At 36.1% G+C, this 17649-nt stretch carries 15 protein-coding genes; 10 read left to right on the plus strand and 5 right to left on the minus strand.

Annotation, left to right across the window (positions count from 1 at the left end):
- Nucleotides 1-23: 23 nt before the first annotated feature.
- From H4K33_RS10875 to htpG, 3 genes are all read right to left on the minus strand, one after another.
- Complete coding sequence (locus H4K33_RS10875; RefSeq protein ID WP_182648831.1) at nt 24-2639, minus strand: hypothetical protein; 2616 nt, start codon at nt 2637-2639, stop codon at nt 24-26.
- Between the two features lie 157 nt (nt 2640-2796).
- Nucleotides 2797-3768 (minus strand): DMT family transporter, encoded by a 972-nt coding sequence (locus tag H4K33_RS10880; RefSeq protein ID WP_182648833.1) that lies wholly within the window; start codon nt 3766-3768, stop codon nt 2797-2799.
- Nucleotides 3769-3899: 131 nt separating this feature from the next.
- On the minus strand, nt 3900-5753 hold the full coding sequence (htpG, locus tag H4K33_RS10885) for a molecular chaperone HtpG (protein WP_182648835.1): 1854 nt from the start codon (nt 5751-5753) through the stop codon (nt 3900-3902).
- Nucleotides 5754-5924: 171 nt separating this feature from the next.
- On the opposite strand from htpG, the gene H4K33_RS10890 reads away from it, so the two are divergent.
- Together H4K33_RS10890 and H4K33_RS10895 are read left to right on the plus strand one after the other, a co-directional pair.
- Nucleotides 5925-6383: a lipocalin family protein gene (locus tag H4K33_RS10890; RefSeq protein WP_182648837.1), complete on the plus strand. Its 459-nt coding sequence runs from the start codon at nt 5925-5927 to the stop codon at nt 6381-6383.
- A 22-nt stretch (nt 6384-6405) separates the two neighbouring features.
- Nucleotides 6406-7104 carry an OmpA family protein gene (locus tag H4K33_RS10895; RefSeq protein WP_182648839.1) on the plus strand — a complete coding sequence of 233 codons (699 nt, stop codon included), beginning with the start codon at nt 6406-6408 and terminating at the stop codon, nt 7102-7104.
- A 42-nt stretch (nt 7105-7146) separates the two neighbouring features.
- On the opposite strand, the gene H4K33_RS10900 is transcribed toward H4K33_RS10895, so the two are convergent.
- Together H4K33_RS10900 and H4K33_RS10905 are read right to left on the minus strand one after the other, a co-directional pair.
- Entirely contained in the window at nt 7147-8592 is a 1446-nt protein-coding gene (locus tag H4K33_RS10900) for a PspC domain-containing protein (protein WP_182648841.1), read from the minus strand.
- A complete protein-coding gene (locus tag H4K33_RS10905; RefSeq protein WP_182648843.1) occupies nt 8585-8926 on the minus strand; it encodes a PadR family transcriptional regulator in 342 nt (113 codons plus the stop codon). Before H4K33_RS10905 ends, H4K33_RS10900 begins: the two co-directional genes overlap by 8 nt.
- A gap of 291 nt (nt 8927-9217) precedes the next feature.
- Between H4K33_RS10905 and H4K33_RS10910 the strand changes: the two genes are divergently transcribed.
- The 8 genes from H4K33_RS10910 to H4K33_RS10945 all read left to right on the plus strand — a co-directional run bounded on the left by H4K33_RS10910 (nt 9218) and on the right by H4K33_RS10945 (nt 17138).
- Nucleotides 9218-9679, plus strand: a complete 462-nt coding sequence (locus H4K33_RS10910; protein WP_182648845.1) for a DUF4442 domain-containing protein — start codon at nt 9218-9220, stop codon at nt 9677-9679.
- 15 nt (nt 9680-9694) lie between these two features.
- Nucleotides 9695-10600: a TIGR01777 family oxidoreductase gene (locus tag H4K33_RS10915; RefSeq protein ID WP_182648847.1), complete on the plus strand. Its 906-nt coding sequence runs from the start codon at nt 9695-9697 to the stop codon at nt 10598-10600.
- Between the two features lie 581 nt (nt 10601-11181).
- Nucleotides 11182-11715 carry a nucleotide exchange factor GrpE gene (locus tag H4K33_RS10920; RefSeq protein WP_182648849.1) on the plus strand — a complete coding sequence of 178 codons (534 nt, stop codon included), beginning with the start codon at nt 11182-11184 and terminating at the stop codon, nt 11713-11715.
- A 43-nt stretch (nt 11716-11758) separates the two neighbouring features.
- Nucleotides 11759-12883 (plus strand): molecular chaperone DnaJ, encoded by a 1125-nt coding sequence (gene dnaJ, locus H4K33_RS10925; RefSeq protein WP_182648851.1) that lies wholly within the window; start codon nt 11759-11761, stop codon nt 12881-12883.
- 190 nt (nt 12884-13073) lie between these two features.
- Entirely contained in the window at nt 13074-13994 is a 921-nt protein-coding gene (locus H4K33_RS10930) for an ABC transporter ATP-binding protein (RefSeq protein WP_182648853.1), read from the plus strand.
- 2 nt (nt 13995-13996) lie between these two features.
- Nucleotides 13997-15301, plus strand: coding sequence for an ABC transporter permease (locus H4K33_RS10935; RefSeq protein WP_182648855.1), 1305 nt, complete (start codon nt 13997-13999; stop codon nt 15299-15301).
- Nucleotides 15302-15325: 24 nt separating this feature from the next.
- Nucleotides 15326-16498: a sigma-54 dependent transcriptional regulator gene (locus tag H4K33_RS10940; protein ID WP_182648857.1), complete on the plus strand. Its 1173-nt coding sequence runs from the start codon at nt 15326-15328 to the stop codon at nt 16496-16498.
- 1 nt (nt 16499) lies between these two features.
- On the plus strand, nt 16500-17138 hold the full coding sequence (locus H4K33_RS10945; protein ID WP_182648859.1) for a DEAD/DEAH box helicase: 639 nt from the start codon (nt 16500-16502) through the stop codon (nt 17136-17138).
- Nucleotides 17139-17649: the final 511 nt, after the last annotated feature.

The raw sequence follows: 17649 nt of genomic DNA on the forward strand, positions 1-17649 counted from the left end.
TCCTATGGGATGACCTTTTGTTTTTAGTATGAAGAATTACCTTCGTAATATGGATAAAGGTTACTGCTGTCAATAGCGTTTTGAAGAATAGGATTATCTTTCATTTCACCTTTTTTAAGCTTGCTCGTTAACTCGAATGTCACTTTGTTAGTCTCTGTTGATAAACGTTGGATGGTCATGCTGCTCTTTTGTACTGTACATACAAAATAAGTCGATTCGTCATAACTGTAGTAGTTGTAAGAATCAGTCCACGTTTTTAAGGCAACAGTTCCTTCTACTAAATGGCCATCTTCGAATCTACTTTTGTATTTTGCTTTGCCATTTTCATAGTAAATACACGATCCATGTAACGTATAATCTTTGATGCCAAATTGGTAAACAAGGGTTTCGTTCTCGTCGTACACACTGCGTTGCATTGATCCGTCAGGTAAAAGCTGTTTCTCATACACTGTGTTTCCAGTATACGTATTTACTCCTTTCTCATAGGTAATGCGACTCTCTTCGTAAGTTGTGTATACGTTGCTTTCATATCCGTATGCAATGAATGTACCTTCATAAGGATATCCATCTCTGTATTGTAAATGAGCTATTTCTTCTCCCGATTCATCATAGAATACTGTTGTGTCTAGTACTTCTCCTTTTTTGTAGGTTTTGGTTGATTGTAAATAGGAGTCGCTATATACTTCTTCTTTTACAATTTCTCCTGCTTCATAGTAGGTTTTGTTGTCGATAGAATCGGAATAATCGCTCTGAAATGTCTCTAACCCTTCTTTTAATCCTTTAGCGTATGTAGTAACTGTTGTTGAATAACCATCAGTAGTGCTCACTGTACCAGTGTAGGGTTTACCATCTTTATAAGAAGCTTTTGCGATTTGATTGCCTTCAGCATCGTAAAAAACACCTTCTTTGTTGTAGTTAATCTCAGAAACTAAATAAGGAACAATATCCTCACTGTACATTCCGTTTTTATTGGCATATTCTTTTTTATAAGTCAATTGCCCTTTGCTGTATGTACTAACAGATTGAATAGCGTCATTGTCAAAGAATGCATATTGTGTTCCCTCTTTTTCTACATTGTCAAAAACACCCGTTACTTTCCCCTTAGCATCAAAATACGTAACTTTTAAGATGCTTTGATCGTAATCGCTTTTGTTGAGGATTTCCTCTCTGCTTTTTTTACCTTCTCTACTGTAGTAGATGCGTTTTGAAGGTCCATTTACTGGAGAAAAGGTCTCTTCTCTCAAGACGGGCTTACTGTCATACGATGGATACGGTTCATAAGTAGCAGAATACACAATCTGACCTTTGTCATACGAGATTTTAGTGCCAATTTCATCATTAGTCAAAGTGAGATAATCTCCTTGATAAGGTTCTGTATAGTATCCAGGTTCTCCTTTTTTAGATTGTAGCTTACCGATTACACTTCCTTTTTTATTGTAATACGTAGACGTGTTCTCATTCGCTTCTTCAAAAAGTTCTCCTGTAGAATAAAACAACTTCTTCGCTATTAGAATACCATCCTTATAAGTAGTTACAGAATCGTCATCATAAGCAACTCCATTTTGAGGTGTATATCCATCTTCGTTGTAGATTAATTCTCCTTTTTTACTTCCATTTTCGTTGAAGTATTCGATTTTCTCTAGGTAATAATCACCTTTGTAATATTTAATCGATTTAGGAACAAAAGCAGTCGGTTGTGCATAGAAAATAGTTTCTTTCACCAAACTGCCTTTTTTGTATTCAGATTGACTCGTTACTTCATCAGGAGCATCACTATACTCGTTGTAGAATAAATAGATTCCTTCTTGGTTTGATTCTGAACCATATTCATCTACATCTGCCGTATAAGTTCCTACTTTCGTTCCTTTGCTGTCATAGAACACTGTAGTTGTTTTTGTAGTGCTAGTGGTTGTTTTGTATTTTACCTGTCCTGATTTATAGTAAAATACAGATTCAGTATTGACACCATTGACATAAACATTAGTTGAGATAGGACGGAAAGTGTCATAGTCTAACGTGATTGACGTACCGTTTTTTACCATTCCATCTTCATATGCTGCCGAATAAACGATTTCTCCTTCTGCATTGATGAATTGTTCGTCTACAATATTGTTATCCTCATCAAAAGTAAAGATGTATTTTTCATCTGCATTGTCTTTATTCACATAGATGTAAGACAAGTAAACTCCTTCACTAATAGCATAGTAGAAATAAGCATTTTTATATAATTGCACCATGGTTCCATCATACGGATAACCGTTTTCATAGGTCAAGGTGTAGTCTTCTTGTGTAAAAGGGTCAATAGACGTAATTTTTGTTGCATTTCCCTGTTCAAAAAACATGTCGAAATTAACGGAACCATCTGCGTTGAAATACGTTACTTTTCCATCATAAGTAATGGTGTTGTTTTGGTCAAAACTACCCATACCTTTAACTTCAATTGCTTTTGTTTCTTTGTTATAGGTTGAAATTTCTTTAAAACCTTCTTTATTTTTTACAGGCTTAGCAATTTTGAATGAACTAGCCAACGCTTTGGTTGTAACTTCATCATAGGTATTTACCCATAAGGTATCTTTTGCCGTTTGACTGTAGATGGCAGAAGAAAATAACAAGGCAATAGGTAATAGTTTTTTGTACATTTTACTATGTGTTTTTATTGTACAACAAATGTAGATAAAACCACAGAAAAACAACATCACTACTTTTAGTGAATGTAGCATATTTCAGTATAAAGCATAAAAAAAGTCTTTGTAGTTGATACAAAGACTTTTGGATTTATGTTCAGTTGCTTAGTACTTAGGCTAAGGATTCTTTTTTCTTAAAAATGAGTCGACTATTCATTAAAAAGATCGCGCTCAAGATGAGGAGAATTCCCACCCATTGAATTAGGACAACTTGTTCTTGTAAAACCATAAAGGCAACAGTAACAGACACAGGTAATTCAATTGAAGCGACAATACTTCCTAGTCCCACTCCTGTATGAGGGAATCCCATATTTAAGAAGATAGGAGGAAGGATGGTTCCAAAAAGGGCCAATAGCAATCCCCAAGAGTAGAAAATACTCCAATCGAAATCGCGAATACCCGCTGTATTGTCTGTAAATAGCTGATAAAAAGACAGCATAGTGTCAGAGTTGTTAGGGCCTATTTGTGTAATGAAACAAAAAATAAGCACAATGGTCGTTGCACCACAAAGCATGAATAAACTTCGTTTAGGAGCAGCGAGGTGATTGGCTACTACATTAGAGGCAAACATGGTTGTTGCAAAAGAACAAGAAGCAAGAAAACCGAAGATTACCCCTCTGTAATCTAGTTCAATTTCATTGGCTAATACATTAGTTGCTAATACGGTTCCGAATAAGATTAGGGCAACAGCGATGATTTTAAGTAGGCTTGGAAATTGTTTGGTTACTACACTTTCAATAACTACGCCAATCCACACCGATTGCATCAATAATACAACCGCAATAGAAGCGTCAATATAACTCACCGCCATATAGTATAACACAGAAGTGAATCCCATAGAAGTACCCGCTAAAACGAGGTTGCGGATGTCTTTCTTTGATGCTGTTAATTCATTGGGTTGTTTTTTGCGAATCAGGTTGATGATAAACATACCGATTAACCCTAGTAATACTTGAGATAGGGTTACTTCGGCAGTCGTATAACCGTGAGAATACGCCAATTTTACAAAAGAAGCCAACATTCCAAAGCTAGATGCTCCAATAGCTACTAAAAATACGCCCTTTACCAAATTTTGTTCTTTCATTGCTCTATTTTTAACGGCGCAAAGGTAGGTATTATTTTTTTGGAGGTCTAGGACAAATGTCTACCTCATAAGAAAAGAAAAAGGTTCATATCCAAATCGGATATGAACCTTCATATAAGAAAAACGATGTATTATAATTTTTCAAAATTTCGCTTCACGAAAGCAGTTAATTCTTCGCCTTTCAATAATCCTTGCGATAATTTCGCTAAATCTAAGGCTTGACTGAAAGCAGATGTACGTTCTGCTTCATTGGTATTGTTTAAGATTTTAGAAGCAAATTCCGAGTTGGTATTCACTACTAAATTGTACATCTCTGGGAAATTACCCATACCAAACATTCCACCACCACCTGATTGACTCATCTCTTTCATACGACGCATGAACTCTGGTTGTGTTAAAATTAAAGGAGCGTCTTGGCTATCCATTGATTCTAGCTTTACCGTGTATTTTTCTTTCGGTACCACTTGCTCAATAAATGATTGCAATGTAGTTTGTTCTTCTTCTGATAATTTAGAAATTGAGTTTTCCTCTTTCTTAATCAAGTTATTGATGTGATCTGAATCCACACGAGCAAAGGTCATTTTTTCATTCTCACTCTCTAATTTTTGAATCAAGTGTGACACAATTGGAGAATCAAGAACAATTACTTGGTATCCTTTTTCTTTTGCAGCACTGATATAGCTGTGTTGCGCATCTTTGTTTGATGTATATAAAACAACAAGGTTACCATCTTTGTCTGTTTGTAGATCCTTTGTTGCTTCTTTTAATTCTTCTATTGTATAATAGGTATTGTCTGTTGTTGGATATAGCATAAAAGCACCTGCTTTTTCAGCAAATTTCTCCTCAGATAACATACCGTATTCCAACACTACTTTAATATCGTTCCACTTGCTTTCAAAATCAGCTCTATTCTCGTTGAATAGGGATTTTAATTTATCCGCTACTTTACGCGTGATGTAGTTGGATATTTTTTTTACGTTACCATCCGCTTGTAAGTAAGAACGAGACACGTTTAACGGAATATCTGGTGAGTCAATCACCCCTTTTAACATCGTTAAGAAGTCAGGAACAATTCCTTCCACGTTATCCGTTACAAATACTTGATTTTGGTACAATTGAATTTTGTCCTTTTGCATTTGCATATCTGCGCTCAATTTAGGGAAATACAAGATTCCCGTTAAATTAAACGGATAGTCTACATTCAGGTGAATATGGAATAAAGGCTCTTCGAACTGCATCGGATATAACTCACGGTAGAAGTTTTTGTAATCTTCATCTGTTAAGTCCGCAGGTTGTTTAGTCCAAGCAGGATTAGGGTTGTTGATGATGGTATCTACTTCTACTTTGTCATCACCTTCACCTTCTTCATGTGTTCCAAATTTGATGGGTACTGGCATGAATTTATTGTATTTCGTTAGAAGCTCACGGATTTTGTACTCTTCTAAGAAATCAAGCGAATCCTCTGCAATATGCAAAATGATTTCCGTACCTCTATCTTGTTTGTCTGCCTCTTCTAAAGTGTATTCCGGACTTCCATCACATGTCCAATGTGCAGCTGGTGCATCTTTGAAAGATTTGGTGATAATCTCCACTTTGTCTGCTACCATAAAGGCAGAATAGAATCCTAAACCAAAGTGTCCAATAATCCCTGTGTCTTTCGCACTGTCTTTGTATTTTTCTAAAAACTCTTCTGCTCCAGAGAAAGCCACTTGGTTGATGTATTTTTCAACCTCTTCTTTAGTCATCCCCAATCCTTGGTCAATGATGTGCAGTTTTTTGTTGTCTTTGTCAATTTTAACTTCAATAATAGGATGGCCATATTCTACATTAGCTTCTCCTATACTTGTTAGGTGTTTTAGTTTTAATGTAGCATCAGTTGCATTCGAAACTAACTCTCTTAAGAATATCTCGTGATCACTATATAAAAACTTTTTAATCAGAGGAAAGATATTCTCTACAGTAACATTAATTTTTCCAGATGTCATATTTATTATGGTATTATTATTTTTAATATTTTTATATAGAATATGAATAGGCAAAAAAGATACCAACCCAAAAGCAGATGTCAATTTGTCATTAGAAAGCTTTTTTTTTAGGGGCTAAAATCTAATTATACCTAGAAAGTTTGTATTATTGTATAAAATAGAGAAAATATTATGAAAAAGTTATTTTTATTAAGTTTTATAGGTTTAGCATTAGTTTCTTGTAAGCCGACAATGGATAAGCAGTCGCAATACGGAATCAAAGGAGATTGGACATTAACCAATGTGTCTCATATCGGAGGGGAGTTTGTAAAAGTTACTTCTTTTAATATTGCTGATGCTCATTGTTTTAAAGGAAGTCAGTGGAAATTTGTTTCAAACAATAATACTGGCGTCGTTAGTTTACAGGGCGGAAACTCATGCCCTATGTTTGAGAGTAATTTTAAGTGGTTTGTAAATCCGAATGGCGAATTTGAATTTAAGTTCATCGATGCGGGATTAAAAGCTAAAAATGTTACTACAGGATATAAGATGAAAGTTAAAAATCAAACCGCTTCGAGTTTTGATTTGATCGATAACTTTTATGTAGATGGACAAGGATATGATGTGACATATCACTTTGTAAAAAATTAAGAAACAACAAGAAGGTAATATTATGAAAAAAACAACAACTACCCTATTAGCAGGAGCTTTGCTTGTAGGGTCTTTATCGCTGACAAGCTGTGAATCTGTCAAAAATGCGAATAATACGCAAAAAGGAGCGACAATTGGCGCTGTTGGAGGAGCAATTATCGGAGGAGTATTAGGAAATAATATAAAAGGCGGTAATAGTGCTTTAGGAGCTGTATTAGGTGGTGTTATTGGTGGAGCTGCAGGTGGTGTTATTGGAAACAATATGGATAAACAAGCTCGTCAAATAGAACAAACTGTTCCAGGGGCTCAAGTTGAGCGCGTAGGAGAGGGAATCAAATTGACGTTAGGAGAAAGCTCAGTTAACTTTAATTTGAATCAAGCTACTTTGACAGATAAAGCAAAACAAAACTTAGATAAACTAATCGTTGTCTTCAAAGAAAATCCAAATACAAACATTAGTATTTTTGGTTATACGGACAACACAGGTAGAGAAGAGTACAATTTAAAATTATCACGTCAACGCGCGAATGCTGTAAAAACGTATTTGATGCAAAACGGTGTTTCTAACAAGCGCTTAGCTACGGAGGGAATGGGAATTGCTGACCCTGTTGCTAGTAATGATACAGAAGCAGGAAGAGCTAAAAACCGTCGCGTAGAATTTGCTATTAAAGCAAACGAACAAATGATTATCGATGCTCAAAACGAAGCAGCTACGATGTAATCACATTTAAAATATAAAAGGGAGCCATTTGGCTCCCTTTTTTTAGTTGCAGTCTGTGCAGTGTAAGTTGAAATCGTCTCTCATTTCATACCAGTGTGTTCCCGGTTTTATACTAGATTGAAGCTGTAAAAACAAGAATGGTTTTAGCTTATCGTCAATCAAAACCTTTTTTCCTATTGGCAGATATATCGTAAAAAAAGGATCGAGTTTTAATTGTTCCTCTGTAATTTGAACGATGTATTGAGTATCGTTTTCCTCCGTCTGAAAAACAGCTAAGTGTTCAGCTCCTGTATTGCCAAATTTCCCATAGGCATTGTCTTGGTAAGAAGGCACAATTTCGATTTTATTGACATAATCATCTGTCGATTGTATCGTATCCGCTAGTTGTAATACTAAATCTTTACTGGTCGTAAATAAAGTATAATCATCTGGTGTTTGTTGTGTTGAGTCGTCAGATGAATACGTGATGGTATAGCCATATCCTTTGCTCGTTTTAGTAAACCCTCCAGTTTCTCCATTGGTAATCATAATCGGAAAAACAATCAAACTTCCAATCCACAAAACGAAAATGGTGATAGCCGTAATCCAAATGTATTTCATGTTGGTGTAGAGTAGCTTTAACCCCAATAACAACATGACAATAAAAGGTAAGAACGTAATTAAACTAATACAAGTATGCAAAATCCAACGAGGAATATTAGGATCAATAATATCAGCTGGAAGATCAAGTTCTCTCATGACAACACTTGTGTTGACAATGATCATCAGGTTGACAAAAAAACTGACAAGCATACCTACCACAGCTACTACAATAAAACCAATTCCCAAAATATAACGAATAACCTTAGTTCCTTGGTTTGTTGCTCTTTGCGTTTGATGCTTGAACTTTTCGTAATCGATATTGTTGATTTTAGTTGTCGTATAATCAACCCCTTCTTTAATTTTGCGTTCTATCGTTTCAATATTGACAGGTTCTCCCATCATATCCAACTTTTCACTCGCTGTCTTGGCACTGGGAATGATAATCCACAAAACAAAGTATAGTAAGATTCCCGTTCCGTAGAAGAAAACCAAAAAGATAAAGATTAAGCGAACCCAAATCGTATCGATTTTGAAATAATGAGCTAATCCTGCTAAAACCCCACCTAGAATGCGATTGTCTGTATCTCGAAATAACTTCTTTTCGCGATAATACGCCTTTTCACTCTGTTGATAGGTCGTATCATCATCGATTGAATAATCTTCAGGTCGCCCCATGATTTGGATAACTTCATCTACATCTTCAGAAGTAATAACCTGTTTCGTCGTTGTGATTTTAGAATTAAAAATCTCTGCAATGCGCAATTCAATATCCTGAATCACTTCATCTTGTTCTTCAATCGCGATAGATCGACGAACTGCTTTGATATATTGCTCTAATCGCTGGAAGGCTTGCTCTTCAATGTGAAAAACTAAACCACCTATATTTATTGTTAATGTTCTATTCATTTTCTTGTGTTTTTGTGGTTATTTCTTGAACAGCATGGGATAGTTCTTCCCAAGTTTCTGCCAATTCAGTCAAAAAAGCTTCACCTTTTTCCGTTAGTTTGTAATATTTTCTTGGAGGACCTGCATTGGATTCCTCCCATCTGTAGGTTAACAAATCTCCATTTTTAAGTCTTGTTAGCAAAGGATATACTGTGCCCTCTACCACTAAAAGCTTTACTTTTTTAAGTTCCTCTAATATTTCAGAGGTATAATAATCGCGCTCTTTTAGAATGGAAAGAATACAGAACTCTAAGATACCTTTGCGCATTTGCGCTTTTGTATTTTCACTATTCATAGGTTCAATGATTTATCTTATGCAAAGATATAGCTAAAAGCATGTACTATGTATTGCAAAGTACTTATAATTAACTTAGATTTAACGTTTTTATATTTGCTATAGTAAGAGTGTTGTAAGTGTAAGTTGTTTATTTATAAGGGGTTTGTTTGTTTTTTTGAAATAATGACGCTTTGTCAATAAGAAAGTAAAAGAATAAAAGAGGAGGGAATCCAGGAGGGGGATATTTTAATTTTGAGGGTTTTCAATAGTATATTTTTGTATATTTAGGCTAAAATAAAATAGAATATCATGGAATTTTCAGTTTCATCAATCAATAAGTTTTTATTCTTTAAGTTGCCATCAGCCTATTGGACGGGTGTGCGACTAAAAGAGATTTCCGATACACAGGCTACGACAACTGTTCGACATAAATGGGTGAATCAAAACCCTTTTCGATCGATGTATTTTGCTGTGCAAGCTATGGCCGCTGAATTGTCTACAGGTGCATTGGTCATGAAGAAGATAAACGAAAGTGGTCAACGTATTTCAATGCTTGTGGCTCAGAATAATTCGGTTTTTGTCAAAAAAGCAACGGGAAAGATTTCTTTTATTTGCACAGAGGGTCACCTGTTAGATGAGGCTATTAAAAAGGCAATTGACACACAGGAAGGGGTAACGATCTGGATGAAATCGGTAGGGATTGATGAAAAGGGAGATGAAGTGTCGACGTTTAATTTTGAATGGACATTAAAAGTGCGAACAAAGAAATAAAATAAAAGTTTAGGTATGAGAGTTTTAGTTACAGGAGCAACAGGATTGGTGGGGAAGGAGTTATTGAAACAATTGCAAGCAAAAGGCATTGAGGTTGCGTTCTTAACTACGACGAAAGATAAATTGGATCATCTGCCAGGGGGTAATGGGTATTATTGGAATCCGCAAAAGGGAGAGATTGATTCTAATTGCCTTACAGGAGTAGAGATTATCATTCATTTGGCAGGTAGTTCTATAGACGGATCTTGGTCTACTGCAGGAAAACAGCTAATTATCAATAGTCGTGTAGAGGGGTCTCGTACACTTTATCAATTATTGAGTAAAGAAACTCATCAAGTAAAGCAAATTATTTGCGCTTCGGCTGTAGGTATTTACGATACGATAGAGGAGATGCAAACAGAAGATAAATACATACCGGCGACTAATTTTTTAGGAAAAGTAGTACAACAATGGGAAGGAGAAAACAGGAGTTTCGAAACTTTAGGAATATCGGTTTCTATCTTGCGCATTGGTTTGGTTCTTGCTCGTCAGGGAGGTGCTTTACCTAAAATGGAACAAGTGGCGCGATTGTATCTGGCTTCTCCGCTTGGAACAGGACGTCAATACTATTCTTGGATTCATTTAAATGATTTGGTTCGACTTTTTCTGTTTGTATTAGATAATCGTTTAGCAGGTATTTTCAACGCTGTTTCGCCTGAACCCGAAACAAATAAAGCATTTACTCAAGCACTTTGTCGTGCTTTAAATCGAAAGATGATTTTACCAGCAGTCCCCACTTGGGTATTGAAACTAGCTTTGGGTGAAAAGGCCATGCTAGTAACTAAAGGTCAACGAATTAGTTGTACTAAAATACTCGCTTTGGATTTTCATTTTCACTTTCCTACATTAAAGAAAGCTTTTGCTGAGTTGTATAAAGGATAGGTTTGTTTGTTGTTGCTCGTTTCTTTGTGAGGTTCGACTCACCACCTCATCCTCTCATCACCTCACCACCTCACCACCTCATCCTCTCATCCTCTATCTCACCTATTTTATATTGGTTTTAGTGTTCGATGAATATATCTCACCTAGTTTATATTGGTTTTAGTGTTCGATGAATATATCTCACCTAGTTTATATTTGTTTTGGTGTTCGATGAATCTACACTGCGTTTCGATTTTCACTGCGTTTCGATTTTCACTGCGTTTCGATTTCATCCTCTCATCCTCTCATCCTCTCATCCTCTCATCACCTCATCACCTCATCACCTCATCACCTCATCATCTATCTCACCTATTTTATATTTGTTTTGGTGTTCGATGAATCTACACTACGTTTCGATTTCACCACCTCATCACCTCACCACCTCACCACCTCATCACCTCATCACCTCACCTTTTTCGTTTGTCGTTAAGCAATCGCTGTTAACTGTTATCAGATTCCTCAAAAATCTGCCATTATGACATAAATAAACAGTTGGCAAAGGATTTGATTAAAAGAAAGCAATAATAAATTAGAGTATACGTATGGAAAATAAAGATATAAACAAGGAAGAAGTGGATTTAAACACAGAGAGTACGCCAGAAACAGAAGCAACGACAGCGAATACGGAGTCGGTAGAAGATACGTTAAACGCAAAGATTGCAGAAGAGAAAGACAAGTATTTGCGCTTATTTGCTGAGTTTGAAAATTACAAACGCCGTACTTCAAAAGAGCGTTTAGAGTTATTTAAAACTGCAAACGAAGAAGTTTTATCGGCGATGCTTCCTATTTTGGACGATTTTGGTCGTGCTTTATCGGAGTTAGAAAAACAAGGAGAAAGTGATCATCTAACAGGTGTGCGTCTAATTTCAACCAAATTAGTAGATATTTTGGCAGCAAAAGGACTAGAAGAGGTTGTCATTCAAAATGGCGATGTCTTTAACGCGGATTTGTCTGAAGCAATCACGCAAATTCCTGCAGGAGATGATCTAAAAGGAAAAGTAGTTGATGTTGTTGAAAAGGGATATAAACTAGGCGATAAGATTATTCGTTTTCCTAAAGTTGTTATTGGTCAATAAACTTGTGTTGCGATCAATTTATTAATAGAAACTCAGAATCCAAATGAAGAAAGATTATTACGAAATATTAGGTATAGATAAAGGAGCAGATGCAGCTGCCATTAAAAAGGCATACCGTAAAAAGGCGATTGAATTTCACCCAGATAAAAATCCAGGGGATAAAGAAGCCGAAGAAAAATTTAAGGAAGCTGCGGAAGCTTATGAAGTATTAAGTGATCCGGATAAAAAGGCACGTTACGATCAATACGGACATGCTGCATTCGAAGGCGGAGGAGGATTTGGCGGAGGTCATATGAATATGGATGATATCTTCAGTCAATTTGGAGATATTTTCGGAAGCGCTTTCGGTGGCGGAGGTTTCGGTGGCTTTGGTGGCTTTGGCGGCGGTGGTCAACGCCGAGCTAAAGGAACAAGCTTGCGTATAAAAGTAAAACTAACGTTGGAAGACATCGCAAATGGTGTTGAAAAGAAAGTAAAAGTAAAACGCAAGACTAAAGCAGCTGGTGTTACTTATAAGACATGTGCAACTTGTAACGGATCAGGACAGGTGACAAAAGTGGCCAATACAGTGTTTGGCCGTATGCAAACAGCCTCGCCATGTCATACTTGTCAGGGTACAGGACAAATGATTGATCAAAAACCTGCAGGTTCAGATGCGGAAGGAATGATTTTGCAAGAGGAAACAGTTTCAATCAAAATTCCTGCTGGAGTAGCAGAAGGAATGCAACTCAAAGTAGCAGGAAAAGGAAATGAAGCACCTGGAAATAACAGTGTAGCAGGTGATTTATTGGTTGTAATTGAAGAATTAGAACACGAAACGCTAAAAAGAGAGGGCGATAACTTGCATTATGATCTTTATATTAGCTTCTCAGAAGCCGCTTTAGGTGGTAATAAAGAAATTTATACTGTAACAGGTAATGTGCGCATTAAATTAGAAGAAGGAATTCAATCGGGTAAAATTCTCCGATTGAGAGGAAAAGGATTGCCGCATTTAAATAGTTATGGCAGTGGTGATTTACTCGTGCATGTAAACGTTTGGACACCGAAAAAGTTGACAAAAGAACAAAAAGAATTTTTCGAAAAAATGGAGGAAGATGGTAACTTTAAACCAGCTCCAGGTAAAGGAGATAAATCTTTTTTCGAAAAAGTCAAAGAAATGTTTTCATAATTAGAAAAGAAGTCATACATTTGATGCACACTTATTAAACAGTGGATTTTCTTTTTCATAGCAATTTTTCCCAACCTTATAGTAATATAAGGTTGGGTTTTTTTATGCCTATTTGTAATCAAAATATACCTTCTACTTCGCAAGTTGAAATAAAAGATTTATTTTTACAAGAAATATAAAAGATCGATTGATGCAACCTATCTTAGAAGTTAAGAATGTAGAAAAAAGATATTCTGATAAAATAGCTTTAAATAATGTTTCGCTAACCATCCCAAAAGGATCTGTATATGGTCTACTAGGACCAAATGGTGCAGGAAAAACATCACTAATTCGAATTATAAATCAAATTACATATCCTGATCAGGGGCAAATTATCTTGGATGGACAACCTTTGAGTCCACATCATATTAAAGATATTGGCTATATGCCAGAAGAACGCGGATTGTACAAAACCATGAAAGTGGGAGAACAAGCGCTATATCTCGCACAGCTGAAAGGATTGAGTAAGGCAGAAGCCAAAGAACAACTTGATTACTGGTTTGATAAATTGGATATCAAAGGTTGGTGGAATAAAAAAATTCAAGAACTCTCTAAGGGAATGGCACAAAAAATACAGTTTGTGGTAACTGTATTACACAAACCTAAACTGCTGATCTTCGATGAACCTTTTTCAGGTTTTGATCCTGTTAATGCCAATATTATTAAAGACGAAATTCTTGAACTTAAAGAAAAAGGAGCTACGATTATTTTTTCAACACACCGTATGGAGAGTGTAGAAGAAATGTGTGATTATATTGCGCTTATACATAAATCAAATAAATTAATCGAAGGGAGATTAGTCGATGTAAAAAGAGATTTTCGCACCAATTTATATCAAGTAGGAATCTTATCTAGCGATGTTCATCGTTTGATGTTTGAGCTCTCTCAAAAATTTACTGTACAACCAACGTCGTTTAAATCTCTAAACGATGAACTACAGTTGGAGGTGGATCTTGGAAATGCAATGCCTAATGAGTTGCTGCATATTTTATCTAACAATGGACAAGTCACACATTTTGTCGAAAAATTACCAACGGCAAATGATATTTTTATTCAAACAGTAAGCAAATAGGTATGAGTATTTTAAAACTAATTATAAAAAGAGAGTTTATTTCTAAAGTTCGCAATAAAGCATTTATTGTGATGACTTTCTTGGCTCCTCTTTTCTTTGTGGCTATTGCGGTACTTGTAGGGTATTTGAGTACAATGAAGTCAACGACGAAAGTTATTGCTATTCACGATGAAAGCGGACTATTTAAAGGTGATTTCGATAACTCGGATGAATACGAGTATAAGAATTTATCCGAAGTACCCATTGATGTATTAAAAACGAATGTCCTAGAGGAAAAATACGACGGTTTGTTATACATTCCTAAGCAAGAACAAATCATCGCTTATGAAAATGGGGTTTACTATATCTCTAATGAAAGTCCAGGTATTGCCTTTATTAGCAAAATTGAATCTGCTATTGAAAATAAAGTTTCCAGTTTAAGTCTCATTGAAAAAGGGATCGATCCTCAGGTGATCAAAGAAAACCAAGCCAGTGTAAATTTACATTTAGAAAAAGCTTCTGGAGAGCAAACAGTAAGAGGGTTAAATGAAATTAAGATCTTCATCGGATCTATATTTGGTTACTGTATTATGATGTTCATTATTATTTATGGTAATATGGTAATGCGCTCTGTAATAGAGGAAAAAACGAATCGCATTATTGAAGTTATTGTATCTTCAGTAAAACCTTTCCAATTGATGATGGGGAAAATTATAGGAACCTCTATGGCTGGATTATTACAGTTTTTAATCTGGGGCGTTATTGGTGGAATACTACTGTTTGTCGCCACTTCTGTATTTGGATTAAGTGCTGGTGCTGCACAAGTAGAGGCTGCTCAAATGGCAGCTACTATGCCAACAGATATGATGACGGATATCCAAAATTATATGGCAGAAGTACTGAGTTTACCTTTGTTTTCTTGGTTTGTGTATTTTATCATTTTCTTTATTGGAGGTTATTTCCTTTATAGTTCCCTGTATGCAGCTATTGGTGCTGCAGTGGATAACGAAACTGATACACAACAATTTGTATTTCCTGTTCTTTTACCCTTGATGTTGGGGGTATACATTGGTTTTTTTACAGTGATTAAAGATCCTCATGGTACAGTAGCCACTGTATTTTCCATGATTCCCTTTACTTCTCCTGTAGTGATGTTAATGAGAATCCCTTTTGGCGTTCCAATTTGGGAGGTAATATTATCTATTGTGTTGTTGTTTGCTACATTTATATTAACCGTATGGTTTGCAGCAAAAATCTACCGAATAGGTATCTTGATGTATGGAAAACGCCCTTCGTGGAAAGAACTATATAAATGGTTGAAATATTAATCATTTCCTGCTAAAAAAAACGTTATGAGTAAAGAATCTAAGATTTTAATTGTTGAAGATGAATCCGCTATTCGCCGTGTATTAATTCGGATTTTAGAAGAGGAATCGTCTGATTACAAAGTAGATGGGGCAGAAGATGGAGCGGAAGGACTACAGAAAATTACCCAAGAAGATTATGATTTGGTAATTTCTGATATAAAAATGCCAAAGATGAGTGGTGATGAGCTACTCGTGGAAGCAAAAAAGATAAAACCAGAAACTGTTTTTGTTATGATCTCAGGACACGGTGATCTGGAAACAGCAATCAATACGATGAAATTAGGTGCCTATGATTACATTTCAAAACCACCTGATTTAAATCGTTTACTAACAACAGTGCGCAATGCTTTAGATAAAAGTAAATTGGTGGTTGAGAATACAATCCTCAAGAAAAAAGTATCTAGAAAGTACGAAATCATTGGTCAGAATGAATCCATTCAACAAATCAAGGCGATGATTGAAAAGGTGGCACCAACTGAGGCGCGTGTTTTGATTACAGGAGCGAATGGAACAGGAAAAGAATTGGTAGCACACCAAATCCATTCTCAAAGTCAGCGTTCGGCTAAGCCCTTGATCGAAGTGAACTGTGCAGCTATTCCGTCCGAATTAATCGAAAGTGAACTGTTTGGTCATGTCAAAGGTGCTTTTACCTCTGCCGTAAAAGATCGTCCTGGAAAATTTGAACTCGCAGATAAAGGAACTATTTTTTTGGATGAAATTGGCGATATGAGTATGTCTGCTCAAGCAAAAGTACTACGTGCATTACAGGAAAATGTAATTACACGCGTTGGTGCAGAGAAAGATCAAAAAATAGATGTTCGCGTATTAGCAGCAACGAATAAAGACTTGCGCAAAGAAATTGAAGAAGGACGTTTTAGAGAGGATTTATATCATCGTTTGGCTGTTATATTAATCAAAGTTCCCGCTTTGAATGATCGTCGAGATGATATACCTTTGTTGCTCGAACATTTCGTCAAACAAATTGCAGCCGAACATGGAACGGCACCTAAGATATTTACCCCAGAAGCCATTAAATTGTTGCAACAATATGATTGGAGTGGAAATATTAGAGAGTTGCGAAATGTAATTGAACGATTAATCATTTTAGGCGGAAATCAAGTAACACTAGAAGACGTAAAGCTATTTGCTACAAAATAATATGAAATTAAAAAAAATACATCCAGTCCTACAAAATAATTTGAGTCAAAACGGGTTTGTTGAACCAACTGTTTTACAGAAGTCAGCTTTTGGACGCATTAAAAGTGGACAGGATTTTGTGCTGATTGCACCCCAAGAAGAAGGAAAAACAACAACGTTAATCATGGCAGCTTTACAACGCGTTGAAGCACCTGTAGACGATATGATCTCCACTCGCGTGTTGATCGTTGTGAAAGATAAATTTGAAGTGGAACGCCTTTTGGAGGAGTTTGACCGCATAGGAGATAAAATGAATATCCGCGTATTTGGTGTACACGATTATACTGATTTGGATGATGATAAGAATCAAATGTCTCTGGGGAATGATATTCTTATTGGAACAGCAGAACGCTTAAATTTGATGTTTAGCGGTGCAGGATTTGACGTCAATCAATTAAAAATGTATATCATTGACGACGTAGATCAGCAATTGAGAAATAGACATGAACCTCGTTTATACCGATTATCAGAGAGTATCGGAAAAACACAACGCGTTTACTTCGCTACTGATTATGTTGAACAATTGGATATGTTTGTTGACAAAACCATGACAGAAGACGTCGAATGGCTTGATTTTTACGAAGAAGACGAAGAAGATTAGTTAACCGTTTACGGTTAATAGCATATAAGTGAAAGTACGGTATAAAATACAAAGGAAGGCTGAGAGGTCTTCCTTTTTTTGTTGGGGAATGTGGTGAGTTGATGAGGTGGTGAGTTGGTGAGTTGGTGAGTTGATGAGATGGTGAGTGTGGTGAGTTGATGAGTTGATGAGTTGATGAGTTGATGAGTTGATGAGTTGATGAGGTGATGAGGTGGTGAGTTGATGAGTGCCGTTGACGGTTGATGACTCACTTCTCAACATCTCAATCTATCTCACCTATTTTATATTGGTTTTTGTGTTCGATGAATCTCGACTGCGTTTCGATTTTCACTTCGTTTCGATTTCCTCTTTCCTCTTTCCTCTTTCTTCGTTTCGATTTCCTCTTTCCATGTTCCTTTACCATAAAAAATAAATCGCGAACATCGTTGCGATATAAACGACAGCCAAGATGAACAAGGGAGCTTTTCGCCTATTGAAAGCTTGTTTGAACGAATGTCTATAGAAGAAAAAA

It is taken from the genome of Myroides sp. WP-1, assembly GCF_014145635.1.
GTDB lineage: Bacteria > Bacteroidota > Bacteroidia > Flavobacteriales > Flavobacteriaceae > Flavobacterium.